Source organism: Desulfolithobacter dissulfuricans, from assembly GCF_025998535.1.
In the GTDB taxonomy this organism is placed as follows: Bacteria; Desulfobacterota; Desulfobulbia; order Desulfobulbales; family Desulfobulbaceae; genus Desulfolithobacter; species Desulfolithobacter dissulfuricans.
Genome location: NZ_AP024233.1, coordinates 1,740,190 through 1,766,972 on the forward strand (window position 1 = coordinate 1,740,190; position 26,783 = coordinate 1,766,972).

Here is a 26,783-nt window from a genome sequence, read left to right on the forward strand (position 1 = left end):
GCCACAGTCAAGCCCCCAGGGACGGGTTTATGGCGTCCCGTGAAACGGGTGTAGAGTAGAGCGCTGTCAACAATGATCTTCAACGACTATGCCCTGCCGCACGCGGCTACTACATATCAGAGGAGGTCTCATTGCGGACAGCGCCCCCTCGTCGAACCGGACGTGCGGTTTTACCGCATCCGGCTCTCCGATGATCTCTCGCCTCAAGGCATTCACAGGGAGTTGACGGCTCTTTTATGCAGATAGACCAGCCCCTTAGACATGAGCGCCCTGTACAACGACGCTCCAGCAAGGTGCCGGCAGTGCCGGTGACTCCGTGTCCTCATAAAGCGACTGAACCGGGTCTGCACGTACCAGTCAAGCGTCTTGAACGATACCTTCGGGTATCCGAAGGAAAAGTAGTTGCCCCAGCCAATCAGAAATCGATTGACGTGGTCAATTACTTCTTCTACCGGCTTTTGAATCCTGCGAATCGTCAGAGCATGTATCCTTTCTCGCGCCCGTTTCAAGCTCTTGGCAGAAGGGACAATGTTCAGGTACCGGCCCGCTCCGTACAGACTGCGATCAAAGCGGAACGTAAATCCAAGGAAATCAAAACTACTGCCGGGATCTTTCAAGTTAACTATGGTTGTCTTGTTCCGATTCAGGATCAGGTCGAGTTCCCCCAGCGTCTTGTCAACAAAGGCGTGAATGCGAGGTCCGATGTACCGAGCCATGATAACCCAGTCGTCGGCATATCGTACCAGCCTTGCGTTGGCAAAATTGCGGGGACCTTCCGAGCTGTGAAAGCGTTGGTCGAATTCATGGAGAAAGATGTTGGCCAGCAGAGGCGAGATGACTCCACCCTGTGGCGTACCCTTGCGGGAGCGAGTGATCTTGCGACCGCCCTGCCCATCCTCTTCAACGATATCGCTTTTCAACCACATCCTGATCAGCTTCAAAACGGATCGGTCAGCTATTCGACGCTCCAGGCATTGCATCAGTTTGCCATGGTCAATCGTGTCAAAGTAGCTGCTCAGATCCGCATCCAGAACTTCGGTAAATCCCGCCTTGAGCGCCTGCCGAATCGCGGCGAGAGCATCATGGGCCTTAAGGCCCGGGCGGAATCCGTACGAGCAGTCCTCAAAGTCTGCCTCGAAAATCGGCTCCAGGATCAACAGGACCGCCATCTGTACAACCCGATCCTTGACGGTCGGGATACCCAGCGGACGCATCTTTCCATTCGCCTTTGGGATATAGACCCGTTTTACCGGCATGGGCCGGTAGGTCTTACCCTTCAATTCCTGCTGTATTGTTTGCAGCAGGCCTGCTACACCTTCCGAACTCTCCTTGATGGACGCAAGGCTTACTCCATCCACCCCGGCAGCGCCTCGATTGGCGTAAACCCGGTTCCAGGCACTTTGCAGTACATCCAGGCGATACACCCGGTCGTACAGGGCATAGAATCGGAACTCCGGTTCCTGCTTGGCCTTGTGGCCCAGTTTCTTTCGCAAGAGGGAGACTTTCGGGCTCAGGCCGAACTCCTGCCCTGCCCGTTTATCCGTAGTGGGAGACAAACATGTGTACTCCAAGCGGGACTTCCTCCATTGTCAGAAACACGATCAAAGTCCTGCCCCTTCGCTCCACGGGAGTTACCCCGCTTCAAAACTACTATGAGCAGGTCCGACTCCCGGCCGGAACCGCACAGAGGGTTATGCATTCCCCTCCAGCGTTTGGACTCGGGCTATCTGCTGCCCTGCCCGTCCCGCCGGGTCTCCCAGGTTCCCTGGCGCTCCCTTGAGTACATGCCATCTCCAAACACCCCGGGCGGCCCAACGCAACGCTCCTGTTGTCTCATCGCGTCAATGACTGGCTTCCCCATGACCTCGGAGGGTCGCCGCCGCCAAATGTGTAACGAGGCCGAATCGAGTTCACAGATGTTACGGCCTATACTCTATCTGACCTTACGGCCTTTTCCGACCCTGCTTGACGATTCGGGTTACCCCTACACGCCGGGTCGGCGATTTCGCGGTGAACAGGCAATTACCGCGGGTGGCATCGCAGCCACCAGGTTCGCCAGAGCTTCGCCTGGCACACGAGGTCGACACCGGTTTCAATGCTGAAGATTGATGGTAATCAGAAAAAACTTTCCTTCCTGGACCGCTTCCTCACCCTGTGGATATTTCTGGCCATATTTGCCGGGGTCCTGGGCGGCTACCTGTTTCCGCTGGTCAGGGACCAGATAAACAGGCTGCAGGTCGGCACCACCAATATCCCCATCGCCATCGGCCTGATCCTGATGATGTACCCGCCCCTGGCCAAGGTCCGCTACGACAAGCTGCATCTGGTTTTCCGCCACACCAGAATCCTGCTCCTTTCCCTGGTCCAGAACTGGGTGGTGGGACCGGTCCTGATGTTTTTCCTCGCCGTGACCCTTCTCCAGGGTCACCATGAATACATGGTCGGACTGATCCTCATCGGCCTGGCCCGCTGCATTGCCATGGTGATCTTCTGGAACGACCTGGCCGACGGGGACCGGGAATACTGCGCCGGCCTGGTGGCCTTCAACTCAATCTTCCAGATTCTCTTTTTCTCGCTCAATGCCTATATTTTTATTACCGTGCTGCCGGAACGGCTCGGTATCGAGGGGACGGTGGTGAACGTCTCCATGGCGGAGATCGCCCGTTCCGTGCTGATCTACCTGGGGATCCCCTTCCTGGCCGGTTTTCTGACCCGGCTTACAGGTGTGAAAATAAGGGGGGAACAATGGTACGAGCTGAACTTTCTGAGTTGCAACAACTAGTTGTTTCTTCATTGTTTTAAGATGTTGAAGGCGCCGGTGGTTTCAGCATATCAATAGCCACTGACATTACTGCATCAAGGATGTTTGATATAATATTTTCTGGTAACACGCCGATTTTCCGTATTTTATCAAGCGCCAGGCTCAATATTCGCTGGAGCGCCTCCAAGACAGAGAGGTCCTGCAGTTCATCGGAGCAGGCGTAAAACAAACTGCCAAGGGTTCTGGGGTCGTCGTGCAACCGTTGCTCAAAAGCCAGAAACAGATAGCGAAGCATGACAATGGTCGTGTGGCCGATAAGCCCATCATAATCACGCAGTTGCATCTCCCGCTCCAGGTTGAGATAGTGTTTCGCCATCTTGAAGAAGACCTCTATATCCCACCGCTTCCCGTAAATCCGCACAATCTCTTCAGCGGACAACTCCAGATCGGTGGACAGGATGGCCAACCAGCCCCGTTTCTGCCGGTGCCGCACAAACACAATTTTCACCGGCAGCCCATCCCTGGTCTCGACGATTACGCTTGCCAGAATTTTTGCTTTGCCCCGGCGTTTCTTGATCCGCTTGTAAAGTTCCCCGAGACGAATTTCCGTGTGGCAATGCCGGTAAAGGATCGTCGGCATATCTTTGAGCATGCAGATCACCGGTCGATGCCGACTCAACGCCTGAATGACCGACGGAAAAGCAAACCAACTGTCCATGAGGATATGGGACGCATCAATTCCGGCCGCCAGCACCCTTTTTATCATGGGCACCAGAAGTTCCGTCGCCTTGGTCATGGCCTCCTGACGCCGCTTGTAGCCGATGCTTCTCTTGTCCAGCTTTTTGGTGATCCCCTGCAACCTGTTTTGGCTGTTTGCCGACGACAGCATAGAAAAATCCAAGGGCAAAAACGTGGCGCCGTCGCTCCACCCCAGGCTGAGCATCTTGAAGCCGTTCAGAAATCGATTTTCGGTGTGATCATGGACTCTGGCCAGGAGTTCAACAAATTTCGAATGCGACCTGTCATAGGTGCTGTCGTCAATTATGAGCACCTTCTTCCTGTCACAATCGGTAAGCAGATCGCAGAAGTTCACCAGCTTGGCCGCCAGGAGCAGAAGCAGTTTCCGCCAGTTGTAGCGCGGATTTTTCAGCAGCTGGTATGCCGCGTCCTTCTTGAAACCGTGGTTGTTGCCGGCAACGATACTGCGGAAAAAGTTGTTGTTTTCAAACGGCAACACGAAAATGGCCTTGAGCAGCACCAGCGGCGAAGCACCGCGTATCTTGCGGATGCCTGCCCTATTGAGCAGAGTGCCGATGGCAAAGTTATCAAAGAACGAATCGATTCTGTGGTGCAGACGTATTGCTTCTTGCTGTTTCTGCGAATTTGGTATACTCTTCATTTCGGCCCTTTCTTTTTGATTTTATTGAGGATTTTGGAAACTCCAATATATCAAAAAGCAAAGGGCTTTTCACGTTTATTTTAATGATTTCGGCATATTATTCTGTTTTTGTCACAAGTCAGAAAGTTCAGGTACGAGGAAAGATTGCTGCCGAGAATAAGTCCTCTGACCCTGGTTTTTCTCCTCTTCACCATCATGGTCATGTTTTCCCTCAAGGGTGAAAACATGGTACAGTTACCGCTGGATGTTATCCGGGTGGCCATCCCGCTGACCATCTATTTCCTGGTCATGTTTCTGGTTTCGTTTTTCATGTCCATGAAGGCAGGGGCCACCTATGAACAGGCCACGGCCCTGTCGTTCACCGCCGCCTCCAACAACTTTGAGCTGGCCATTGCCGTGGCCATCAGTGTGTTTGGCCTCGAATCGGGACAGGCCTTTGCCGCCGTGATCGGCCCCCTGGTGGAAGTACCGGTCCTGATCAGCCTGGTCAGCGTGGCCCACCGGTTCAGGAAGAAACTGTTTCCGTACCGCCTGCAGACAGCGACGACCATCTCTCATCTCCATCGACAACCCTGAAAAACCAGAAGCCAATGAATCGCAAACTGAAAATTCTCTTTCTCTGTACCGGCAACTCCTGTCGCAGTCAGATGGCCGAAGGCTGGGCCCGGGAGCTGAATTCCGACACCATCGAGGCCTGGTCCGCCGGCATCGAGCGCCATGGCCTCAACCCCAAAGCGGTCCAGGTCATGGCCGAGGCCGGGGTGGATATCTCGACCCAGAGCTCGACCCTCATCGAAGAGCTGCCGGAGCAGGACTTTGACTACGTGATCACGGTCTGCGGCCATGCCCACGAGTCGTGCCCGCTCTTTCCCGGCAGGACCCGGGTCATCCACCGGGGTTTTGACGATCCTCCCAGGCTGGCCGCCACGGCAAAGAGCGAAGAAGAGGTCCTTGCCTGCTACCGGAGGGTGCGCGATGAGATCAGGGCCTTTGTCCTGGAGCTGCCGGAGATCCTCTCCGGGACAAGTTCCTGCAGCTCCGGGGCGAGCGCCGACTAAAATTCGATCTCGAAGCTGTAGACCCCCTCCTCCAGCCGGCTCTTGACCTTGTAGCCCGAGTGGTTGAAGATGGCCTGCATCCGGTAGTTGTCCCGCAGGACCTCGGCCGTGAACCCGGCGATGCCGTTACGCTTGGCAATGGTGATCAGGTGCCGGAAGAGGAAGGTGCCGATCCCCTTGCCCTGCCACTGGTCCTGGATCACGAAGGCGACCTCGGCCTTGTTGGTCCGCTCGTTGAGATAGTAGCGTCCCACCGCGATGATCGCCTCTCCATGGGCCTCGGGCAAGGTGCCGACGATGGCCACATCCTTGCGATGGTCGATATAGACAAAATCGTGCAGCTGCCGGTGGGTGAACCGTTTCTGCCGGCTCATGAACCGGTAGTAGACGGTCTCCTGGGACAGGTTGTACATCAGTTCGCGCATGTGCGGCTCGTCGGTGGGCCGGATGGAGCGGAAAGTGACCAGGTTCCCGTCGTCGAGCAGCATGGTGGTGCGCATGTAGTCTTCGCCGGGAATGAAGAGACGGTCACCGAATTCCTCCATCTCCGGATGGATCAGCCGGGTCTCGATGGCTTCCCGGAAGAGCTGTTCGCGGAAATCGGGATGGGCGATGGAGATCAGGGCAATGACCCGTTCCTGGATGGACTTGCCGTGGAGAAAGGCCACCCCGTACTCGGTGACCACGTACTGGACCGTACCCCGGGTTATGACCACTCCGGAGCCGGGCTGGAGCCGGGTGACGATGCGTGAGCGGCTGCCGTCCTCGTTGACAGAAGGCAGGGTCAGGATCGACTTGCCCCCTTCCGAGCGGGCCGCGCCCCGGTTGAAATCCACCTGGCCGCCGATCCCGGAATAGAACCGGCCGCCGACGGAATCGGAACAGACCTGGCCGGTGAGATCGATTTCCAGGGCCATGTTGACCGCCACCATCCGTTTCTGCCCGGCTATCACCTCGGAGTTGTTGACATATTCGGTGGGACGGAAACAGACACCGGGGTTGTCGTTGACAAAATCATAGAGCCGCCTGGTACCCATGCAGAACGAGGTGGTGATCTTGCCCCGGTCGATGGTCTTGCGGCGGCCGGTAACCACCCCGCACTCCACCAGGTCGATGATGGAGTCGGTGATCATCTCGGTGTGGACCCCCAGGTCCTTCTTGTCGTAGAGATGATCGAGCACCGCATGGGGCAGCCGGCCGATGCCCGGCACCCGGCCAAGACCCAGCTCCAGGGTGGCGCCGTTGGGGATGAGGGCAGCCGCGTACCTGGCTATTTTGTCGCTGATCTCGTGGGTGGGATGATGTTCCCGCTCGATGAGCGGTGACTCCACCGGAACCAGGATATCGAGATCATAGACATCCACCTGCGAGCTGCCATGGGTCCAGGGCATGTTGGGATTGACCTGGGCAATGACCAGGGAGGCGTTCTCCACCGCGGCGCGGACGATATCCACCGAAATACCCAGGCTCATCTTGCCCCGGGCATCGGGCGGGGTCACCTGGATGAGGGCCACGTCCAGCGGCAGCCGCCCACTGTGAAAGAGATCGGGAATGTCGGAGAGAAGAATGGGTGTGTAGGCCCCCACCCCTTCCTGGATCACGCCGCGGACATTGGAACCGATGTAGAAGGAGTTGATGGTGAAACACTCGGCCAGGTGCTTTTCGGCATAGGGCGCATCACCCTTGGTGATAAGCTGGACGATCTCCACATCGGACAGTTCGCCGGCCCGATCGGTCATGGCCCGGACCAGTTCCACCGGCTCGCCGCAGCCGGTACCGATGAACACCCGCTGTCCGGGGCGCAGATGGGAGAGCGCCTTGGCCGGGGTGGCGATCATGTCACCGTAGCGCTCTTTCCAGTCACTGTTATATTCCATGGGTTCCTCCTACCTCGGTGACGGAATATTTTTCGCTGGCGCCAGGGTCATCCTGGCATCTGCTGCCGTGGGCACGGTCCCGATTTCGCCGACGATCAGGGGATTGATATCCAGCTCGATAATCTGGGGAAAATCCGTCGTCAGCTGGCTGATCCGCTGCAGGGAGCCGGCAATGGCATCGATATCCACCTCCTTGCGGCCCCGCTTGCCCTTGAGCATCTCGTAGGAACGGGTTGATTTGAGCATCTGCACCGCCTCCTCCCGGGTAATGGGTGCCAGATGGAAGGTCACGTCCTTCATTACCTCGACAAAGATACCGCCCAGGCCAAACATCAGCATGGGACCGAACTGGGGATCCCTGGTCATGCCGATGATCACCTCCAGGCCCGGATCGGCCATCTTCTCCACGTATACACCCTCGATCACCGCATCGGGCACCTGCTTGCTGATCCGCAGCATCATAAGGTCATAGGCGTCCTCCACCTCCTGGGCACTGGACAGCCCGAGGCGGACTCCACCGAGATCGGTCTTGTGGATGATGTTGGGCGAAACGATCTTCATGGCCACCGGAAAACCAATGAACCGGGCAATCTCGATGGCCTCGTTCACGCTGCCGGCCAGGCTGCCATCCATGATGTGAAAACCGTACGCCTTGAGGATATCCTTGCTCTTCACCTCGCTGAGCTGAAGCTGGCCGGTGCGCTGACGGCGGGAGATGATCCGTTCCACCCGCCGCCGGTTGACCGGATAGCGGGTCACCTGGCGCGGCGGCCGCCGGCGCCAGACATTGTAATCGTACATGGCCTTGAGCGCCGACACTGCCCGTTCCGGCGATTCATAATCCGGCAGCCCGGCCGCGGCCAGTTCCTGGCGACCAGGCAGCACGTCCTTGCCGCCCATGAACGACGCCAGCACCGGCTTGGAGCCATCCAGGGAGGCGGCAATGGCCCGGGCGGTCTCCACCGGCTTGGTCATCGCCTGCGGGGTCAGGAGAACCAGGATGGCATCCACGGACTCATCTTCCTGGGCTGCTTCCAGGGCGGCCACGTACCGATCCGGATCGGCATCGCCCAGTACGTCCACCGGGTTGCCCACCGAGGCACTGGCCGGCAGCCGGGCCCGCAGGGCCGTGGTGGTGTTTCGATCCAGGACCGCCACCTCAAGGCCGATCTTCTCCACGGCATCGGCGGCCATGGTCCCGGGGCCACCGGCATTGGTGATGATGAGCACCCGCTTGCCCCGGGGCAGGGGCTGCATGTCCAGCGCGGTGGCGTAGTCGAAAAGCGCATCGAAGGTATCGGCCCGGCAGACACCCGAACGCTTGAAGGCGGCCCCGTAGGCTGTTTCCGCCCCGGCCAGGACACCGGTATGGCTGGCTGCGGCCTTGCGGCCGGCGGCCGTGGTTCCGGACTTGAGCAGGATCACCGGTTTCTTGAGACAGGCCCGTTCCGCTGCCTTGACAAAATGGTCGCCGGAACTGATATCCTCCAGGTAGCCGACAATGACCGATGTGTCCTCGTCATCGGCCAGGGCCCGGAGCAGGTCCACCTCGGTGATGTCGGCCTTGTTGCCGATGGATACCAGCTTGGACAACCCGAGGTGCCGCTGGGCAGCCATGTCGAGCATGGCGGTGCACAGGGCGCCGGACTGGGAGAAAACCGCGATGGAGCCCGGCTCGGGCATGCGGCCGGCAAAAGATGCGTTGAGATGAGTGGCGGTATTGATCAGTCCCAGGCAGTTGGGGCCAAGCATCCGGGCCCCGCCCCGGCGGACGATGTCGGCCAGTTCTTTTTCCCGCTTACGCCCTTCGTCACCTACCTCCTTGAACCCGGCGCTGATAACCACCACTCCGCCGGCCCCCTTGGCTACCGCCTCCCGGGCCGCCTCCAGAACCAGCTGACTGGGCAGGACGATCACCACCAGGTCAACGGTCTGGTCATAATCGGCCAGACGTTTGTAGACCTTCTGGCCGAGAATTTCCCCGCCGGCCGGATTGACCGGGACAATGGGACCCCCGAAGCCGGATTCCACCAGGTTCTTCAGGATATCATAGCCCACCTTGCCCGGTGTCCTGGAGGCACCGATGACCGCCACGGAACCGGGGGCAAAGAGTTTTTCAAGTGTCATGAACCCATCCTCCTCTCGCCCGGCAGGTGCACCGTAAAACCGGCCTGTTCGATGAGCCGGTGCACTGCGGGTATATTACAGGTACTGATCCGGAAATAGAGCATGTCCGGTTCGTTCTCCCGATGGTCGGAGCGGATCACCCGGGTCACATGGATATCGTGTTCCTCGAGGGTCAGGATCAAGCGGCCCAAAGCTCCCGGCTCCCCGCTGTCGGTGGCCGCCACCAGGCAGGACCCCCTTTCCCTCAGGCCAAAGAGCGAACTGTAGGCCGAGACCAGATCGTTGAGGGAAAGGATACCAATCAGCCGCCCCTCCTGATCCAGAACCGGCAGGGCCCCCACCTTGTGACTCTGGAACAGGAGCAGGGCATCATCCAGGGTCGAACCGGTGGAGAGGGTGACGAATTCTCTGGTCATGATGGCATGAACCGGCGTTCTCTTGACCCGGTCCAGGACCAGCTGCCGCTCATCTTCGTCAAGCACCGACGACGGATAGGCCAGGCGCAGGTCCCGATCCGTGACCATACCCTGCAACCGGTTCCCGTCATCCACAACCGGCAGGTGCCGAAACCCATGCTTTAGAAGGATCTCTCTGGCTTCGGGAATGCAGACATCCGGTCCGACGGTCATCGGATCCGGGGTCATATGGTAGGTTACAAACATCTTTGTTTTTCTCCACTTTTCTCCCGGCCGGGATGACTATTGCCTTCCGACCCGGTTACTGCTGATAGCTGACCTGCCAGGTAGGCCTCCACACTGGCGGCCAGAGAGTCTGGATGATAGCCACCCTCGAGGATGGAAATCATCCGCCCGCGGCAAAAACGCGCTGCCCAGTCGCCCAGCCGGAAACCGATAATCCGGTACAGGTCCGTGGACCAGGCCAGGCCCGACATGTCATCGAGCCGGTGGGCGTCAAAGCCGGCGGCCACCACCAGGCACTGGGGCTGGAACCGCTCCAGGGCGTCTTGCACCGGTCCATCCAGGACCTCGATAACCCTGGCATCGCCGGCGCCCGGTGCCAGGGGGATATTGAGCACCGTCCCCCGGGCCGGGCCGGTCCCCTGCTCTTCCTGGTAGCCGGTCCCCGGATAGCTGAAACTGGGATGTTCATGGATGGATATGTAGAGGGTGTCCACGTCCTTGTCAAAGGCGGTCTGGATGCCGTTGCCGTGGTGGGCGTCAAAATCAAGCACACAGATCCGGCGTCGGCCATACTCCTTTTGCCAGTAACGCACCGCCAGGACGCAGTTGTTCAGAAAACAGAAACCAAGCGGCATCCCCGGTTCGGCATGGTGTCCCGGCGGCCGGGTACAGGAGAAGACCGGCCCGGAAAAGCCCCCTTCCACCAGGTCGACTGCCACCATACCGCTCCCGGCGGAAAGCTGGGCCACCTGGTAGGTCTCATAACCCACCTGGTTGTCGGGATGGTCGATATAGGTGCGGCCGGCAAGAACGGCCTCTTCGAAACGGAAAAGCCAGGCTTCGGAATGAAAGGAGAGCAGGTCTTCCCGCTGCGGCATACGGGATGAATGAAAAACAAGATGGGGGGCCAGTGGTCCGTTGCAGAGCTGCTGCTCGATGGCCAGCAGTCGTTCAGGGGTTTCCGGATGGTCGCCGCCCCCGGTATCGTGTTCGAGGAAGCGGGGATCCCTGATAAGTGCTATCTGTGGAACCGTCGTCATGACCTGTCCTGAAGGAAAAAGTAATATGCATGGTGTAGCGGGTTTACCGGCGCAAGTCAACGACAATCCGCAGGGGAAAGCAAATTTAGTTTTTATTTTAAATTCAGTGCGTTATAATAGTAGATACAACTGGCAATTCAGACAGGGGAGCAGGGCACATGAAAGATACGAACAGAGAAATAACCTTTTACAAATCAAGCCTCTGACCGCGCTGCATGCTGGTCAGCCGGGAGCTGAAAAAACTGGAAAAGGAAATGCCGGGGCTTACAATCAACCGGATCGATATCGTGACTCATCCTGGCCGAGCCTGGAAAGACGGGGTGCGGATGATCCCAACCCTGCGGGCAGGCGAACAAACCCTCAGCGGCATCTTCCTCAGTCCTGAGCAGATCCGGGCCTTTGTTGCAAAGGCAAGGGAAAAATAATTCATGTGAAAGTCCCGTCCCGCCTCTGGGAGGACGCGTAGACGCCGAACCAGATCTGCCATCCTCCATGTGTGTTCGGTAAAGGTTGTGCGGAAAGAGGTTCAGGCCTTTTGCTGATCTAGCACTCTGCGTACCGTTCGAAGGAGTTCATGCATGACCAGGGGTTTCTGCATGTATTCACTGATGCCCAGGGACAGAGCCTTGTCCCGGCTCATGGTTTCACTGTAACCGGTACAGAGAATAACCGGCAGGTCGGGATATTTTTCAAAAATGCGTGCTGCCAGCCGATCACCGGTCAATCCGGGCATGGTCATATCGGTTATAACCAGATCGACGCTCTGACATTTATTCAGAAAATCAAGGAGTGCTGCAGGCTGACAGAATGAGGTGACCCTGTATCCGTAACGGCTGAGCATTTCCTCACACAGTTCGACAATTTCCTTTTCATCATCCACAAAGAGAATATGTTCCTTCCCGCCTGCAATCTTCGGCACCTCTTTTATCTCAGCATCCGACGTATCAGAGTTTACGATACGCGGCAGATAAACCTGAAATAAACTGCCCTGGTCCGGGCTGGAGTGTACCACGATCTGCCCTCCATAACTCTGCACAATTCCGTGTACCACTGCCAGACCAAGTCCGGTGCCCTCTCCCGCCTCCTTGGTGGTAAAATAGGGTTCAAAGATATGAGCTCGGGTCTCTTCATCCATACCTTCACCGGTGTCACTGACTTCCAGCAGCAGATAGGGACCTGGCGCCGTGTCCGGAAGCCTGATTTCGCTGTCCGCGGAGATATCGACCTCGTGCAGGGCAACGCCCAGCGTTCCTCCATGTCGGCGCATGGCATGATAGGCATTGGTACAGAGATTCATGATGATCTGCTGAAGCTGGGTAGTGTCTGCCAGGATGGTTGCCTTGCTCTGGATATCCTGTTCGATGGTAATATTTGACGGAATCGAGGAGCGGAGCAGCTTCAGCGCCTCCTTGATCACCAGTTGCGCCTCGAGGGGTTTGCGTTCTTCCTTGCTTCGTCTGCTGAAGGCGAGTATCTGCTGGACAAGTTTCCTGGCCCGTTCCGCTGCCACGTGCACCTGAACCAGGTCCTGCCCGACGTCACTGTTTTCCCCGACTTTCAGCCGTGCCATCTCGATATAGCCAAAAATAACCGATAGAATGTTGTTAAAATCATGGGCGATACCGCCAGCCAGTGTGCCGATGGCTTCCAGTTTATGGGCCTGGCGCAGTTCCTCCTCCATCTTCTTGCGGGCGCTGATCTCTTTGGCCATGATAAAGAGGTATTCCTGGCCTCTGTACTGGAAATAGCTGGTGCTCACCTCTATGGGTCTCAATGAACCGTCTCTGTGACGAACTTCTGTCTCATAGGAGGAAAAAACGTTTTTCTTCAATCTCTCAACAAGCTGTGCATATTTCTCTTCCAGGGAATCATGCCCGATATCTGCGGCGCTCATCTGCAGCAACTCTTCCCGGGAATATCCGAGATTTTGACAGGCGGCATCGTTGACATAAACGATTCTTGTCTCGCCCGCTGTCTTGCCCGGCTGATACCAGACGACGGGGATCCCACTGGAATCCAACGCATATTTGGCCATATACAGTTCCTGCTCGGTCCTGCGCTGACGGGTCAGGTCCTGGAGTATGACCTGTAGATACGACCGTTCCCGGTCAATGGATATAACGGTCATGCACACATCTATCAGCTTGCCATCCAGGCGACGACAGACCCATTCAACATGTTGTGTCCCCTGCTCATGGCACCTTTTCTCCAACTCGATGAGCTGTTCCCGGGATGTCTCCCCTTCAGGCTGTTTTTCCGGAGCCAGATCCACGGGCCTTGCTCCGAGCAGATCTTCCCTGCTGCAGGCAAAAATCTCTGCCGCCTTCTGGTTGCAGTCATCTATCACCCCGTTTTTCAGTAAGAAGACACCTTCCGGGGTATTATGGAACAAATACTGGTACAGTCTCTGGTTATAACGGTACTCGGTGATATCATGGCCTTCCGGCAGGAGATAACGGGTTTTCCCTCCCTGGTCTTTTACAGGGCGCATGGAAAAATCTATATACTGGGGCTCACCGTTCTCATCATGCACGTAGGCCTCAAAGCGTACCTCCCGGCCACGGCGAGCCAGCCGTACCGCACCCCTGACCCGTTCATGCTGACTTGGGCAACGACTCCACCACGGGGCTTCCCAGAAAAGTTTCCCTCGTATCTCCCCTTCCTGGCAACCGGCCAGAACAAGAGCCGCCTCGTTCACATAAAGAACAGTGCCGTCGGAATCGAGCAGAGCTGCGGGGTGGCGGAGCTGTTGAAAAACAGCCTGAAACTTGTTTTCCAACTCCTGGTTTTCCCGGCGGTGCTGATTGATCTTGTTCCTGAGACGTTGATTGTACAGAACAAGGCCAATGATAAGGACCAGAATCAGCAAATCGAAAAACACCACGGCCAGGACTTCCGGACTGGCCCACAGCAGGCCTATGACAGACGCATCGGATGCCAGGCTGGCGTTTGGCGTGAAAATAAGCAAGGACAGAAGCCAGGCGACAAAACGACTGGATGTGATGGAAAAACCGCACCTGCGTGATGGTTTCCTGTTGCGGCTGTAAACTATCATGGCCCCTTTTTCTTAAAAAAATTACTTACCTGCCTGCATCACATTGAGAAGCCACAAGGCAATGCGGTTTTCAATCCCTTCCACACGGCCAAACATCCTGGTGCCGTGAATCCCGTCCTGCTTGAGCACAACCAGTTCGGCACCACGATTTTTTAACGCCCTGTGTATCTGAACCGCGTCACGATCCTGTTCTTCGATACTGCTCAGGATGAGAAGAGACCTGTCCGGCCAGGACTTTATATGTTGCATGGTAGGTACCCCGAGATAATTGGTCCCAGGCGTCATGAGCACCACCGCAGCCGGGATAACAGCCCCCGATGCCACGGCATGCATCGCCACACTGCAGCCCACACTGGCACCGACAAGGGCCAGACGATTGCCGCTGATATGGCGGTGTTCTCTAAGCCAGTCCACTGCCGCAGCAACATCGAGATACATGGCATTAAAAAGTTTCGGATCACGGTCCAGCACCCGCGCCCCATCATCGCTGCCGTCTTCTGCCTGGCGGCTTTCGCCGTGGCCGCGCAAATCCATGGCCAGGGTGGTGAATCCGGCCCGGTTCAACTCGCTGACAAGCGGCTGCTGTTTCAGTGGTAATCAACTATGCTTATTACTGTCAATTACACTGGCTTTGGCGTAGACGTGCCAGTACCGTTTTTCTGGTGTTGTCCTGCTGGTTGAGCAAAATGACAAAGGGACGGCCATCCTCCAGGTATCCTGCGTAGTTGTATACGCCCTCCAGGGTTCCGGACTTCAGGAATATCCCCCTGCGGGAGTCGAGCAGGTCTTTGTATGGAGCAAAGGCGTGCAGGACCCGAAGCATAGCCCTGGCGGTAACCCGGTTGTCACGGGACAGGCCGGAACCTTCCTTCTGGATGATCGCCGCCGCGGTATCAGCTCCGAGCTCTGCCTGCAGGGCCTCGGTCACAGCACGATGTGCCTTTTCCCAGGTGGCCGGATAACCAAAACGGTTGGCGCCGCAGCTCAGGTACACTGCATTGGCAATGACATTACTGGAAAATTTGAGCATCGAAGCAATCACCCCGCCAAGATCTCTGGAATTTTGGTGTGTATAAACAAGCCTGGCATCCGGAGGTACTCGTTTTCTTGCCCAGCGGCCCGTTCCGGGGATACCAGACTGCTGCTGCAGGCCGCGGAACAGCTCGGCCGTCAGCCGGGCCATCTGCTCCCGGGGCTCGCAGCCGTTTTGACAGATATTGACCCGGTAGTGTGTCGGAACGACAGACGTCTGTGTCGAAGACAGACGGTGCTCCTGCCCGAGGGCCAGGGAGCGCATGATCGGCAGGGTCGGCGTCTGCTCCTCACCGGAACGTACCTTTCCATCCCCATCTACAATGATGTCAACGGTATTGAAATTAACAAATACAGCACCAACCGGCGCATCATAGGGATTGGCGCTCTTGCCGAGGCCCGGTGTCTGCCTGGACAGGGCAAAGGCGGAATCATCAATAAAGATACTATTTATCTCCCGCACATTGTGCTCGCCAAGGCGAGTCAGAATCAGGGCAACCTCCTCCGAAGTCAGCAAAGGGTCGCCATAGCCCTTTATGTAGAGATTGTTTTGGGTGTCCTGAAAAAATTCCGTCCGGAAACGGTATTCTCTGCCAAGAATGTGCAGGGCTGCCAGGGCAGTGGGGATCTTGATGACAGAGGCGGGGATAAACGGGGTGTCAGGCCGGCAGGAACTGACAATCCGTCCCCTGTGGTCTGCCACGCCATATCCGCCGTTACGGATCAGATCTGAAAAAAAATGGCAGGCTGCAAACGCAGCCTGCCAGGATACACTAAGAGCGATAAGGGCCAGCAAAAAAACCAGGATCCGTGGTCCGGCTGACGGCCGCAACAGAACAGGTCTCCTGCTCAGTCGATTTCGTCTGTCTTCGACACGTTCGGCAGCCTGGCTAGGGACTTCTCGATCTGCTCCTTTGGATAGGAGTAATCATGGAGTTCACCGGCAAAATAACTGTCATAGGCTGCCATATCGATGAGACCATGGCCTGAAAAGTTAAAAAGAATGGTCTTGGGCTCGTCGGGATCTTTCATGGCTTCGATAATAGCACCGCGGATGGCGTGGGTGGTCTCGGGTGCAGGAATGATACCTTCAGTCTTGGCGAACAGGACCCCGGCCTCGAAGCATTCGAGCTGATGGACGCTTTTTGGCTCGACGATATTATCCCGGATAAGGGCCGAGACGATGGGCGCCATACCATGGTAGCGCAGGCCACCGGCATGGATACCCGGGGGCATGAAATCATGGCCCAGAGTGTACATGTAGAGAAGCGGGGTCATCATGGCCACGTCACCGGAATCATAGGCAAGCTTGCCAGCGGTCATGGACGGACAGGAGGCTGGCTCATAGCCCACGAAACGAATTTTCTTCCCTTCCAGGTAATCCGGGACAAAGGGGGCCAGCAGCCCGGCAAAGTTGGAGCCACCGCCACAGCAACCGACGATCACGTCCGGATACTCGCCCGCAATTTCCATCTGTTTTTTGGCTTCCAGGCCAATAATGGACTGGTGCAGCACCACATGGTTCAATACAGACCCGAGTGCGTAATTGGTGTCGTCATGGATGGCTGCATCCTCCAGGGCCTCGGAAATGGCAATCCCCAGAGAGCCCGGCGTATCAGGATCCTTTTCAAGGATGGCCCGGCCGGTATTGGTATCCTGACTCGGACTGGCCACGATATCGGCGCCAAAGGTCTGCATGATGGATTTTCTGTACGGTTTCTGATCAAAAGAAACCCGCACCATGTACACCTTGCACTCCAGACCGAACTTGGAGGTGGCCAGCGATAAGGCGGATCCCCACTGGCCGGCACCGGTCTCGGTGGCGAGCCGCTTTACCCCTTCACGCTTATTATAATAGGCCTGGGCCACGGCCGAGTTGGGCTTGTGGCTGCCCACCGGCGAGACCCCCTCGTTCTTGAAAAAGATCTTCGCCCTGGTGCCCAGGGCCTCTTCCAGCTTCCGGGCCCGGACCAGGGGGGAGGGACGCCAGATCTTGTAGACCTCCAGCACTTCCTCGGGGATATCGATCCACGGCTCGCTGCTCATCTCCTGCTCGAGCAGGGCCATGGGAAAGACGGCGGATAGTTTTTCCGGGCCCATGGGCTCCTTGGTCTCGGGGTCCAGGGGCGGCTGGAGGCCACCGGGAATATCGGGCACCACGTTATACCAGCGGGTGGGCATCTCGTCTTCACGCAGAATGATTTTTTTCATGATCGCTCCTTGTCAGGTTCACTGCCTCATGGTCTGCCCCTGGCCACAGGGGCTTTTCCTTCTTTCCGTACATGTCCGGCAATCGAACCTCGAAACAGGCACATCCGCTGCGCCCGGCTCACGGTTTCATGCTCGACGTACTTTTTTCCTGTACCACCATAAACGGTTCCCCGAAACCGTCAAGTCCTCTCCGTCATGGCCGTGGCCCCGACCTTGCGAATATCGGCGAGGAGCGCCTCCCTGGCGGAAAAACCAAGGACCTTCTCCAGGATTTCCCGCGGCCCGGCTCCGGCCCGGCCGTGGGGATTGAGCATCTCGAGCATGAGCATGTCATCCTGCACCTCCAGGCCGAGGACCAGGGGCCGCAGATCGAAAGTTTTTTTCCTGCCCTTGCGCAGCCGCTCCACCGGAAAGGTATCCCGGGCCAGAAAGTCCTCCAGCCGCTTAGTTGTTTCGGGGGAGAGTGGCGAGGCCGGACGGACTTCGTAGGTGACCCGCAAGTCGGTCTGTTTTTTCTTTTTCGCCACCGGCTCCACCCGGTGCACGCGAATGAAATGGGGCAGCTCCCGGTTGAGCTGCTCTCGGACCGAGGCCAGGTCGGCGAGTGGCTCGCCGAGATCCATGTCGAAATATTCCACCAGGCTCTCCACACCCACCGGCAGGGCCGGACTGAAGGAGACCCGGGGTGACGGGTTGTATCCCTGGGAGAAGAGCACCGGCAACCGGGCCCGTTTCAGAACCCGGAAGACCAGCTGGAGGATCTCCAGATGGCCCAGGTAGCGGCTGTCACCGCCTCGCTCGTAATGGACCCGGTAGGTGAAAATCCGCTCGTCGCCACTGCTCTTCCGTTTGCGGCGGCTGCCCCGGCCCACCACCCGGGCCGCGTCCTCTTTCTCCCGGGGACCATCCGACCGTTCCTCTTCTTTTTTGCGGCCATGGACCACCGGATAAATGGTCTTGAAGTCGCACAGGCCGCATTTCTGGCAGCCGTGGTTACGGCAGTCCGGGGTATATTCCCGGGCCAGGGCCCGGTGCCACTCCTGCTCGAGAAATGATCGCTCGACGCCGGAGTCCAGGTGATCCCAGGGCAGAATTTCGTCCATCTCCCGCCTGAGCAGATACCATTCCAGATCGAGCCCGATCTCGGCCGCAGCGGCCCGCCACTCATCCAGGCTGTAATGCTCGGACCAGCCGTCCAGTCGGGTTCCCCGGCGCCAGGCGGTTTCGATGAGCCTGGAGAGCCGGCGGTCACCACGGGAGAAAACCCCCTCCATCACCGACTGGTGCGGGTCATGCCATTTAAGTTTGAATCCCTTGCGGGGCAGGAGCCGCTTGAGCAGATTGATCTTTTCCCTTGATTCGTCCAGGCTGATCTGGTGGTGCCACTGGAACGGGGTGTGCGGCTTGGGCACAAAGGTGGCCACCGAGACATTGATCTGGACCCGGCGGCTGGCCTTGCCCGCTTCCTGCCGAGCCCGTTTGGCCAGCTCGACAATGGCCTCCACGTCCTCCACGGTCTCTCCGGGCAACCCGATCATGAAGTAGAACTTGATCAGGTTCCAGCCCAGACTGAAGGCGTCGCGGCAGGTGGCCAGGAGATCCTTTTCAGTGATCCCCTTGTTGATTACCTCCCGCAGCCGGTCAGTACCCGCTTCGGGAGCGACGGTGAACCCGGTCTTGCGGACCCGGCGTATCTGGTCCATGATCTCCGGTGTCAGGGTACCCACCCGCATGGAGGGCATGGACACCGAAACATAGCTGTTGGCAAACCGGTCCATGAGCCGCGTCATGAGCTGGGGCAGACAGGAGTAATCGCCGGTGGACAGGGACAAAAGGGCCAGCTCGTCAAAACCCGAGGCCTCGATACCCTGCTCGGCAATGGCCAGGACCTCGTCCATGGTCCGCTCCCGCGCCGGACGGTAGATGATGCCGGCCTGACAGAAACGACAGCCCCGGGTACAGCCGCGGGCGATCTCCACCCCGAGCCGGTCATGGATGGGCTTGACCAGCGGGACCAGCGGTCGGCCCTGCTCCTCGGGCCCGGTCAACCGCGGCAGCACCCGCCGCCGTACCCGCTCATAACCGGAACGCAGCGGCTCGATACCACAAAGCGTTTGGCCCTGGTACCGGGGCTTGAAAAAAGAGGGGACATAGACTCCGGGAATCTCGGCCAGGGCTTCGAGCTGTTCCTGTCGTGGGGCGGAGCGTTCCCGGGCCTGGCGCAGGGCGGTACCGATTTCCAGGATGATCTCTTCGCCATCGCCAAGGACAATGGCATCGAAGAACTCGGCCACCGGTTCGGGATTCATGGAACAGGAGCCGCCACCAAGCACTAGGGGATACCGTTCGTCCCGGTCCGCGCTACGCAGGGGAAGACCAGCCAGGTCCAGGATGGTCAGGATGTTGGTGTAGCACAGTTCATAAGGCAGCGTGATGCCAAGGACGTCGAATTCGCTCAGCGGCCGGCGGCATTCGACGGAAAAAAGGTCCACCCCATGGGTCCGGAGCTGCTCTTCCATGTCCACGTCCGGAGCATAACAGCGGTCGGCCAGGAATCCCTGGTGGTGGTTGATGACGTGGTAGAGAATCTGCAGGCCCTGATGGGACATGCCGATTTCATACAGGTCGGGAAAAACCAGGCAGAAACGAAAATCCGCCCCATCCCAGCTTGGGCGGACAGCGTTGTGTTCTCCGCCGATATAGCGCCCCGGCTTACGTACCAGGGAGAGGATATGATGAAGTTGTTGCATGAATCGTCCATAATCCGCCGGGCAGGATTCCTGCCTGGCGGTCGTTGTATGAATGAGGGGTGCCGGACCCAGCCAGCCGATGCAGGTCCCAAGACCCGTTGTCTTCCGCCCCTGCCCTCTCCGGGCCAGGGGCTCTTTTACCGAAAATGAGTTGACATTGCAATGGTTGACGATGTAATCCTGATACTATAGCGAAGTCATGGAGTTACCACTCATCCTCCCCACCGGTGCCAATTCATCGCAATGTACATGAAAAATTATCCCTGCACGGTCATCACCCTGCTTGTGGCAGTGCTGCTGCCCGCCGTGCTGTTTGCGGCCACCGATTCGGCGGTGCTTGAAGATATCCGGTTTGAAAAATCCGCTGCCGATGCGGAACAGGTCATCTTCAGTCTGGACAGGAGCACGATACCCAGGGTTTTTGCCATCAAAGGGAAAAAACCGCGGGTGGTTTTCGATTTTCCCGCCACCCGGCCCGCTACGTCGCTGGCCCACCAGATCCAGACCAGTGGCCGCTACATAGAACGCATCCGGATCGGGATCCACAACAAGCCGCAGCTGAAAACCAGGGTTGTCCTGGACCTGCGCCCGGGCCAGCACCTTGATTTCGACCAGCAGTTCCTGCCGGAAAAACACCAGCTTATCCTCCAGGTATTCACCGAAGAGAGCACTACCACAGCGGTGGACCATACCCCGCCTGCTGACCAAACAACACAAAAAACGACCACCCGTCCCCCGGACCTGGTCCCGAAACCAGAATCCGCGGCTGCAGCCATACCACGCGACCCGGCCCGGAAGGTGAAAGAGACAAAGACAAAGGAAGGAACAAAAATATTCCACCCGCCAAATGCTGCGGTCATGCCCACCCTGACCGGGGTGGAATTTGATACTTCCCGCAGCCGGGGCGAGATGATCCTTTTTAAACTCAACGGATTCTACCCCCCCAGGGTTTTTGGTATTGCCGAAGGGCTGCCACGGGTGGTATGCGACTTCAAGGATACCCGCCTGGACAAGTCCGTACAGCGGTTGATCAAGGCAAACGGGCGTTATGTGAAGAGTATCAGGACCGGTCGACACGAGGACAGAATCCGGGTGGTGCTCGACCTGAAGCAGGGAAACAACTACGATCTCCAGCAGGTCTTTTTCAAGGAAGACAACCTCTTTGTCCTCATCGTCAACACCCTGGACAACGCCCCTTCCACCGCCGAGATAGAAAAGCCGCTCCAGCGCCGCTGAGCCGTTTCTACCTGGTGTATGTCCATAAATGAGAATTTTCGTTCGAGTTCAAGGAGCATAGAAAAATAAAAAGCGCAGCATATTAAGCATATGTGAGCGTTTTTATTTTTCGTAGCGACGCAGAAATCGGGCGAAAAGGCCATTTATGGACAGGCACTACCTGACCCTGGTAAGGGTGACATGGGATGGCAGCCTGAGCTGGAACCGCTCCGGCGACACCGGCTCGGTGGAGTAGATCCGCTCAAACTCGAGCACGATCTTGCCGGAAACCCTTTCTCCTTCTATCTCCAGGGTCCGTGGCCAGGGGCAGGGAAAGTCGCCGAGCGTCCCCTCGTATGTTACTTCAAGCTCCAGTTCGTCGCCTGCCAGGATCCGGTGGCACGCCATCATGCCGGAGTCGCTCAGCAGCACCTGGTGGCGGAGGTTGTCCGCACAGCGCAGGGTGTACCAGTAGCCCCTGCCCTCCCGATCCCGGGCGATTTTCTGCACCTTGCACCGACCCGCCTCCAACCGCCCGGCCAGAAGAAAAAAGAGCTCCTGGTCTGCCAGAACCTCCGGCACATATTTCTTCCAGAAACCGGCCTCCACCGGTCCGGTGTACGCCTCTCCTGTCCGGTTATCGACCAGAGTGAAACTGGTGCCATCACCGGTGATAAGCACCACCGGCCGGTCGAGAGGATCGACCAGGGCCAGTCGGAGAAAGGAAGGTACCTGCAGGAGCAGGGTTGCCCGGACCGTTCCCTCCTGCCCCCAGGCCTTCCAGCCGACCCGCAGATCAGCGTCCACGGCCAGACTACAGGAACGATCGATGAAACGGTGCCATATTTCCTCGGCCACCGGTCTTTCCACCCGGTCGAGCGCCACCGTTACCGGCCCCCTGGTCCCGCATCCACCCAGGACAAGAAGCAGCGGAACCAACAGCGCCAGGTAAAACAGTATGGGACCGCGAGACCATCTCATCATCTCACCACGGCCGTGATCCTCTTCCGGCAACCGTTCCGGGAACGTGCCGGAGGCCAGGCGCTCCCACCAGACACTCAACCGGACGGCGCGATGCCATCGGGAGTTCATTCCCTGCCCTGCTCTTTGAGCATCTGCAGCTTTTTCCGGACCCGTTTGATATCTTGCCGGTCTTCAAAAAGATCCAGGGACCGGCGGTAGACCTCCACCGCCTCCTGCACCATATCAAGCTCCAGATAGACATCGCCCAGATGATCCAGAATGGCCGGATCGTCCGGCGATAGCTTCACAGCCTCTTCCAGGGCCTTGCGGGCCTCGTCCAGCCGACCAAGCCGGTAGTAGACCCAGCCGAGGCTGTCGAGGATATAGCCGTTTTCCGGTTCCAGCTGCACCGCCTTTTCGATATACTCAAGGGCCTTGTCCAGATGGACCTTCTGATCGGCCCAGGTGTATCCCACGTAGTTGAGAGCACCGGCATGGCGGGGCTGGACCCGGATCACCTGTTGCATCACCGAGAGCGCCTTGTCATGCTCACCGCTGTGCTCGAGGAAGAGACCATACTCATAGAGCAGGTTCTCGTCATCGGGAAAGGCCTCCAGGGCCCGACTGAAGACGTCCCGCCCCTTATCTTCCCGGTTCTGCATCTGGTAGAGAGCGGCCAGGAGGACAAACATCTCGCTGCTGCGGCCAGTCTCTTCCTGGACAGCCTCCTCGAGAATTTCGATGGCCTGTTCCACCTGCTTCAGGGCCCGGTAGATGCGGACCTGGAGAAAGACCGCATCCTCATATTCCGGGGCCTGCCGGTCGATGTGTCTGAGCTGGGTCAGGGCCTCCTGGTATTTCTTTTCCTGAAAATAGATCAGGGCGAGGAGAAAACGGCCTTCGGACAGATCGTTTTTTTCCAGTACCTGCTGGAGGATGGTGGCAGCCCGGTCAAATTTTTTCTGCCGGGCAAAGAGCCGGGCAATGGTAAGATCCACCCGGGTGGGATTGGAGGATACGGTCTTGAGCCGATTCAGCTCCCGGAGAGCCTCCTGTTCACGGTTCTGAAGAAGGTAGGTGTGGACCAGGGCTATACGAACCCGTTCGTTTTCCGGATCATCGCCAAGGATCTTCCGGTAGAGTTCCACGGCCTCGTCGTAGCGCTTCTGCCTCAGGAAGACCTCGCTCATCTCCAGGGCCAGATCCACGGACCAGTTCAGCTCCAGGGCCTTTCTGTACTCCCTGATGGCCTGGTCAAACTTCTTTTCCTGGACATTGATCCGGGCGAGCAGAATCCGGGCCGGGTAGGATCCGGGATCAATCTGCAGGACCTCGTCCAGGATGGCCCGGGTTTTCTCCATCTTTTCCTGACCGAAAAAGAGACGGGCCAGCAGGAGCAGGGAATCGGTTTCCCGGGGATCCTGGGCGTGGATGGTGCGATACTGCTCGACCGCCTCATCCAGGCGACCAAGGCGTATCAGGACTCTGGCCAACAGCATCCTGCTGTCGGTATCGCGGGGATGGCGGCTGAGGAAATCCTCCAGTCGGGAAACCGCCTCCTGGTTGCGTCCCATGCGGAGGAGGAGAATGGGGATTTTGCGTTCGATGTACACGGCCTCGGGGTCGCAGATAAGGCCCTTTTCATAGGCCTCCAGGGCCTCGGCAAACTTCAGATCCAACTCGGCATGGCGCCCCCAGAGAAAATAGAAGTAACTGCAGCCGAAATCAGGCTCCTCGACCATGTCCGCCAGCTCCATGCCACCGGTCCGACGGCCCGTCTGCCCGCAGCCGCCCAGTAGCCCGGCGGCCAGAACACAGCAGCACAGTATGGCCCACAGTCTCATTGCCCGCATGGATAGTTTCTCTCCCGGAGAAGGGTGTCTACGTGTTTTCGTATCCGTTCCTGGACCAGGCTGACAGAACCCTCGGCAGGGACCCGACAGATGCAGGGATGGTTGAACGAATCAAAGATTGCAGCCACCTGGCGCAACTGGTCCACCTGTTCGAAATCATTTGGTTTCTCACCGCGAATCTCGGCGATGCGACGGATACTTGTCCCGGGATCCATGCTCAGCAGGATCACCAGGTCCGGTTGGGGCGCGAAACGGTTGCAGGCAAAGATGTGGTCCACATCCATACCCGCTGCTCCCTGGTAGGCGGCTGTGGAAAAATAGTAGCGATCGGTGAGGACGATCTTGCCACTGGCCAGGGCCGGTTCGATCACCTCGCGTACATGGTCCCGTCGATCGTTTATGAACATCTCCAGCTCCTCCTCGGGAGTGCAGGAGGAGCGGTCCTTGTACAGTTCCCGGATCCGCCGGCCCCAGGGGCCGTCGGTAGGTTCGCGGGTCACCACCACCTCGCACCCCTTTTGTCGCAGGTAGTCGGCAAGGAGCTTGATCTGGGTCGACTTGCCGGTGCCGTCGATGCCCTCGAGAGCTATGAGGAGGCCCTGTTTCATGATGGTTCCATCGGGTTGGTTTCGTGCTCTGCCCGGTTGCGGACAATCTCTGCCGCCATCTTCCAGGCCGCCTCCAGACTTGAGGGATCGGCCACACCCCGGCCGGCGATGTCATAGGCCGTACCGTGGTCCACCGAGGTCCGGACAATAGGAAGCCCCAGGGTCACGTTAACACCATCATGGAAATGGAGCAACTTGAAGGGAATAAGACCCTGGTCATGGTACATGGCCACCACCGCGTCCCACGCCCCCCGGGCCCCCCGGTAGAACACGGTGTCCGGCGGCCAGGGGCCGGAAATCAGGCTCGGGCCGGTCCGGTTCAGCGCCTCGATCACCGGACCAAGCACTGTTTCCTCCTCCCGGCCGAACATACCATCTTCCCCGGCATGGGGATTGAGACCGGCCACCGCGATCCGGGGCCGGCGGACGCCAAAATCTCGTTCCAGGGCAGCAGCGGTCAGCCTGATACAGCGCTCAACCCGCTCCCGGGTGATCAGTTCGGCCACCCTGGCCAGCGGCTCGTGGATGGTCACCAGAACGACCTTGAGCCGTGATCCGGCCATCATCATCAAAAACCGGTCCGCGCCGGTGAGATCGGCAAGCATCTCGGTGTGGCCGGGGTAGGGATAGCCGCCCAGTTGCAGCGCGCTCTTGGAAATGGGACAGGTGACCAGGCCGGAGAATTCACCCTCCTGGATCGCCCGCACAGTCTCCTGGATATACAGCCCCATGGCACGGCCGGTCTCCCGGTTCGGATGCCCCCACTGCAGGGCTGTGGGATCAAGGGCGGAAAGGGGCCAGACCGGAACCGTGTCAGGTTCGATAGCTGCCCCGGGACGCCAGCGAACAATTTCCGGCTCCAGGCCAAGAAGCAGGGCCGTGGCTTCAAGGATGCCCGGATCACCGGCCACCACCGGAGGCGTACCGCAATCCCGCCCCAGGTGAGTGTAGAGCTTCAGGATAATCTCCGGCCCTATGCCCACCGGGCAGCCCATGGTAATGGCCAGAGGTCGTCTGTCTTCGACACACCGTCTGTCTTCGACACACTGCGGTTTTTTCGTTTCCATCATCCCGTGCCGCCCTCAAAAGCGTTTTCAATCACGTCAATGGTCACCCTGCCGTCCCGGGCCAGGGCCACCGAAACCACGTCAAAGCGGGCCGGGGTTTCCTGCAGCCCGTGGGAGGCCAGGTATTCCTCGGCCACCCGGTATATCTGTTGCTGCTTGCGCCGATCCACCGCCACCAGGGGCCCTCCGAACCGTCCCGAGCGCCTGGTCTTGACCTCGATAAAGACAGTGAAGCCCCTGTGGCGGGCAATGATGTCTATTTCTCCAAACCGACGGCGATAATTGCGGCAGATAATAGTATAGCCATTTTTCTCGAGATACGCTGCGGCCAGCGACTCGCCCTGTCTGCCGGTGGGCAGGTTTTGGCGCCTGTCTGGACCGGTCATTGTCCCCTCACCACAAATCGCGCTGACAAGGGGTCGGCCGCTGCTGATCCGGATCCGAGAATTCCCGTACGCCCTTGAACGACCTCCGGTGGATGGGACAGGGACCATGCTCGGCAATGGCCCTCCGGTGGTCCCGGGTGGGATATCCTTTATTCTTGAGAAAATTATATACAGGATAGGTCTCGTGATAGCCGGCCATGATCCGGTCCCGGGTGACCTTGGCGATAATGGAGGCTGCGGCGATGGACGAGCTTTTGGATTCTCCCTTGACAAGAGCTTGCTGGGGAGCTGCATGGGAATGGTGAACTTGCCGTCCACCAGAAGAAAATCGATAGGGAGGCGTGTTTCGCCGTCCATGCAATCGAGGACGGCCCGCTTCATGGCAAGCAGGGAACCCTGGAGAATGTTTATGGCATCGATCTCCCGGGCGCTGACCACCCCGACGCCGATCCGGGCCCCGCATTCGTGCACGTAGGAGAAAAGTTCCTCGCGCTGGCTGGAATTGAGTTTTTTGGAATCAACAAACCGCTGGTAGCAGCAGTCCGGGGGCAGAACCACGCAACCGGCCACCACCGGGCCGGCCAGCGGGCCGCGGCCCGCCTCGTCGACGCCGGCAATGGTCGCAAATCCCTGGTCATGCAGAACCCGTTCGAAGGCATAGGTATCGTCAGGGATCCTGGCAGTTGCCAGCGACTCAAAGACCGACTGCATATCACAGCGGAACCGGGAACCGGGGGCAC

General features: G+C 58.3%; 19 protein-coding genes and 3 pseudogenes. 5 read left to right on the forward strand and 17 right to left on the reverse strand.

Annotated elements, in window-relative coordinates; genetic code table 11:
* Window positions 1–212: 212 nt before the first annotated feature.
* Window positions 213–1,556 carry a group II intron reverse transcriptase/maturase gene (gene ltrA, locus GF1_RS07670; protein WP_267929043.1) on the reverse strand — a complete coding sequence of 448 codons (1,344 nt, stop codon included), beginning with the start codon at window positions 1,554–1,556 and terminating at the stop codon, window positions 213–215.
* Window positions 1,557–2,095: 539 nt separating this feature from the next.
* Between ltrA and GF1_RS07675 the strand changes: the two are divergent.
* Window positions 2,096–2,767, forward strand: a pseudogene (locus GF1_RS07675) (arsenic resistance protein); the annotation flags it as partial.
* 31 nt (window positions 2,768–2,798) lie between these two features.
* Here the strand turns inward: GF1_RS07675 and GF1_RS07680 are convergent.
* Window positions 2,799–4,160 carry an IS4 family transposase gene (locus GF1_RS07680; RefSeq protein WP_267927913.1) on the reverse strand — a complete coding sequence of 454 codons (1,362 nt, stop codon included), beginning with the start codon at window positions 4,158–4,160 and terminating at the stop codon, window positions 2,799–2,801.
* A gap of 132 nt (window positions 4,161–4,292) precedes the next feature.
* On the opposite strand from GF1_RS07680, the pseudogene GF1_RS07685 reads away from it, so the two are divergent.
* Together GF1_RS07685 and GF1_RS07690 are read left to right on the forward strand one after the other, a co-directional pair.
* Window positions 4,293–4,736: pseudogene (locus tag GF1_RS07685) on the forward strand (arsenic resistance protein); the annotation flags it as partial.
* A gap of 14 nt (window positions 4,737–4,750) precedes the next feature.
* On the forward strand, window positions 4,751–5,218 hold the full coding sequence (locus GF1_RS07690) for an arsenate reductase ArsC (RefSeq protein ID WP_267929044.1): 468 nt from the start codon (window positions 4,751–4,753) through the stop codon (window positions 5,216–5,218).
* Here GF1_RS07690 and GF1_RS07695 read toward each other — a convergent pair.
* Genes GF1_RS07695 through GF1_RS07710 form a run of 4 tightly spaced genes read right to left on the reverse strand, consistent with a single transcriptional unit; the run spans window position 5,215 to window position 10,903 of the window.
* Window positions 5,215–7,095 (reverse strand): bifunctional acetyl-CoA hydrolase/transferase family protein/GNAT family N-acetyltransferase, encoded by a 1,881-nt coding sequence (locus GF1_RS07695; protein ID WP_267929045.1) that lies wholly within the window; start codon window positions 7,093–7,095, stop codon window positions 5,215–5,217. The two genes, GF1_RS07690 and GF1_RS07695, sit on opposite strands and share 4 nt — an antisense overlap.
* Window positions 7,096–7,104: 9 nt before the next feature.
* Window positions 7,105–9,222, reverse strand: a complete 2,118-nt coding sequence (gene acs, locus GF1_RS07700; RefSeq protein ID WP_267929046.1) for an acetate--CoA ligase alpha subunit — start codon at window positions 9,220–9,222, stop codon at window positions 7,105–7,107.
* Window positions 9,219–9,884, reverse strand: a complete 666-nt coding sequence (locus GF1_RS07705; protein ID WP_267929047.1) for a CBS domain-containing protein — start codon at window positions 9,882–9,884, stop codon at window positions 9,219–9,221. The genes acs and GF1_RS07705 overlap by 4 nt, the downstream gene beginning before the upstream one ends.
* Window positions 9,875–10,903 (reverse strand): histone deacetylase family protein, encoded by a 1,029-nt coding sequence (locus GF1_RS07710; RefSeq protein WP_267929048.1) that lies wholly within the window; start codon window positions 10,901–10,903, stop codon window positions 9,875–9,877. The genes GF1_RS07705 and GF1_RS07710 overlap by 10 nt, the downstream gene beginning before the upstream one ends.
* 254 nt (window positions 10,904–11,157) lie before the next feature.
* Between GF1_RS07710 and GF1_RS07715 the strand changes: the two genes are divergently transcribed.
* The gene (locus GF1_RS07715) at window positions 11,158–11,328 is read left to right on the forward strand and encodes a hypothetical protein (RefSeq protein ID WP_267929049.1); all 171 of its coding nucleotides are present in this window, start codon (window positions 11,158–11,160) and stop codon (window positions 11,326–11,328) included.
* 101 nt (window positions 11,329–11,429) lie between these two features.
* On the opposite strand, the gene GF1_RS07720 is transcribed toward GF1_RS07715, so the two are convergent.
* From GF1_RS07720 to GF1_RS07740, 5 genes are all read right to left on the reverse strand, one after another.
* Window positions 11,430–13,958 (reverse strand): PAS domain-containing hybrid sensor histidine kinase/response regulator, encoded by a 2,529-nt coding sequence (locus tag GF1_RS07720; protein WP_267929050.1) that lies wholly within the window; start codon window positions 13,956–13,958, stop codon window positions 11,430–11,432.
* A gap of 21 nt (window positions 13,959–13,979) precedes the next feature.
* Window positions 13,980–14,549, reverse strand: coding sequence for an alpha/beta fold hydrolase (locus GF1_RS07725; RefSeq protein WP_267929120.1), 570 nt, complete (start codon window positions 14,547–14,549; stop codon window positions 13,980–13,982).
* A gap of 25 nt (window positions 14,550–14,574) precedes the next feature.
* Window positions 14,575–15,693 carry a D-alanyl-D-alanine carboxypeptidase/D-alanyl-D-alanine endopeptidase gene (gene dacB / locus GF1_RS07730; protein ID WP_267929051.1) on the reverse strand — a complete coding sequence of 373 codons (1,119 nt, stop codon included), beginning with the start codon at window positions 15,691–15,693 and terminating at the stop codon, window positions 14,575–14,577.
* Between the two features lie 146 nt (window positions 15,694–15,839).
* Window positions 15,840–17,201, reverse strand: a complete 1,362-nt coding sequence (locus GF1_RS07735) for a TrpB-like pyridoxal phosphate-dependent enzyme (RefSeq protein ID WP_267929052.1) — start codon at window positions 17,199–17,201, stop codon at window positions 15,840–15,842.
* Between the two features lie 179 nt (window positions 17,202–17,380).
* Window positions 17,381–19,951, reverse strand: coding sequence for a TIGR03960 family B12-binding radical SAM protein (locus tag GF1_RS07740; protein ID WP_267929053.1), 2,571 nt, complete (start codon window positions 19,949–19,951; stop codon window positions 17,381–17,383).
* Window positions 19,952–20,200: 249 nt separating this feature from the next.
* On the opposite strand from GF1_RS07740, the gene GF1_RS07745 reads away from it, so the two are divergent.
* Window positions 20,201–21,187 carry an AMIN domain-containing protein gene (locus GF1_RS07745; RefSeq protein WP_267929055.1) on the forward strand — a complete coding sequence of 329 codons (987 nt, stop codon included), beginning with the start codon at window positions 20,201–20,203 and terminating at the stop codon, window positions 21,185–21,187.
* A gap of 156 nt (window positions 21,188–21,343) precedes the next feature.
* Here GF1_RS07745 and GF1_RS07750 read toward each other — a convergent pair whose 3' ends face one another.
* The 6 genes and pseudogenes from GF1_RS07750 to rnhB form a co-directional block, all read right to left on the reverse strand.
* The gene (locus GF1_RS07750; RefSeq protein WP_267929056.1) at window positions 21,344–22,258 is read right to left on the reverse strand and encodes a hypothetical protein; all 915 of its coding nucleotides are present in this window, start codon (window positions 22,256–22,258) and stop codon (window positions 21,344–21,346) included.
* Window positions 22,255–23,982: a tetratricopeptide repeat protein gene (locus GF1_RS07755; RefSeq protein WP_267929057.1), complete on the reverse strand. Its 1,728-nt coding sequence runs from the start codon at window positions 23,980–23,982 to the stop codon at window positions 22,255–22,257. Before GF1_RS07755 ends, GF1_RS07750 begins: the two co-directional genes overlap by 4 nt.
* Window positions 23,970–24,590: a dTMP kinase gene (gene tmk / locus GF1_RS07760; protein ID WP_267929058.1), complete on the reverse strand. Its 621-nt coding sequence runs from the start codon at window positions 24,588–24,590 to the stop codon at window positions 23,970–23,972. The genes GF1_RS07755 and tmk overlap by 13 nt, the downstream gene beginning before the upstream one ends.
* Complete coding sequence (pdxA, locus tag GF1_RS07765) at window positions 24,587–25,660, reverse strand: 4-hydroxythreonine-4-phosphate dehydrogenase PdxA (protein WP_326491612.1); 1,074 nt, start codon at window positions 25,658–25,660, stop codon at window positions 24,587–24,589. Before pdxA ends, tmk begins: the two co-directional genes overlap by 4 nt.
* Window positions 25,657–26,151, reverse strand: a complete 495-nt coding sequence (locus GF1_RS07770) for a YraN family protein (RefSeq protein WP_326491622.1) — start codon at window positions 26,149–26,151, stop codon at window positions 25,657–25,659. The genes pdxA and GF1_RS07770 overlap by 4 nt, the downstream gene beginning before the upstream one ends.
* Window positions 26,051–26,754 (reverse strand): annotated as a pseudogene (rnhB, locus tag GF1_RS16450) (ribonuclease HII). Before rnhB ends, GF1_RS07770 begins: the two are co-directional and overlap by 101 nt.
* Window positions 26,755–26,783: the final 29 nt, after the last annotated feature.

Bases quoted from the DNA above. Each gene is read 5' to 3' on its own strand.
- GF1_RS07680 (WP_267927913.1), bottom strand. From the start codon at position 4,160: ATGAAGAGTATACCAAATTCGCAGAAACAGCAAGAAGCAATACGTCTG.
- GF1_RS07690 (WP_267929044.1), top strand. From the start codon at position 4,751: ATGAATCGCAAACTGAAAATTCTCTTTCTCTGTACCGGCAACTCCTGT.
- GF1_RS07695 (WP_267929045.1), bottom strand. From the start codon at position 7,095: ATGGAATATAACAGTGACTGGAAAGAGCGCTACGGTGACATGATCGCC.
- acs (WP_267929046.1), bottom strand. From the start codon at position 9,222: ATGACACTTGAAAAACTCTTTGCCCCCGGTTCCGTGGCGGTCATCGGT.
- GF1_RS07705 (WP_267929047.1), bottom strand. From the start codon at position 9,884: ATGTTTGTAACCTACCATATGACCCCGGATCCGATGACCGTCGGACCG.
- GF1_RS07710 (WP_267929048.1), bottom strand. From the start codon at position 10,903: ATGACGACGGTTCCACAGATAGCACTTATCAGGGATCCCCGCTTCCTC.
- GF1_RS07715 (WP_267929049.1), top strand. From the start codon at position 11,158: ATGCCGGGGCTTACAATCAACCGGATCGATATCGTGACTCATCCTGGC.
- GF1_RS07720 (WP_267929050.1), bottom strand. From the start codon at position 13,958: ATGATAGTTTACAGCCGCAACAGGAAACCATCACGCAGGTGCGGTTTT.
- GF1_RS07735 (WP_267929052.1), bottom strand. From the start codon at position 17,201: ATGAAAAAAATCATTCTGCGTGAAGACGAGATGCCCACCCGCTGGTAT.
- GF1_RS07740 (WP_267929053.1), bottom strand. From the start codon at position 19,951: ATGCAACAACTTCATCATATCCTCTCCCTGGTACGTAAGCCGGGGCGC.
- GF1_RS07745 (WP_267929055.1), top strand. From the start codon at position 20,201: ATGAAAAATTATCCCTGCACGGTCATCACCCTGCTTGTGGCAGTGCTG.
- GF1_RS07750 (WP_267929056.1), bottom strand. From the start codon at position 22,258: ATGAACTCCCGATGGCATCGCGCCGTCCGGTTGAGTGTCTGGTGGGAG.
- GF1_RS07755 (WP_267929057.1), bottom strand. From the start codon at position 23,982: ATGCGGGCAATGAGACTGTGGGCCATACTGTGCTGCTGTGTTCTGGCC.
- tmk (WP_267929058.1), bottom strand. From the start codon at position 24,590: ATGAAACAGGGCCTCCTCATAGCTCTCGAGGGCATCGACGGCACCGGC.
- pdxA (WP_326491612.1), bottom strand. From the start codon at position 25,660: ATGATGGAAACGAAAAAACCGCAGTGTGTCGAAGACAGACGGTGTGTC.
- GF1_RS07770 (WP_326491622.1), bottom strand. From the start codon at position 26,151: ATGGTCCCTGTCCCATCCACCGGAGGTCGTTCAAGGGCGTACGGGAAT.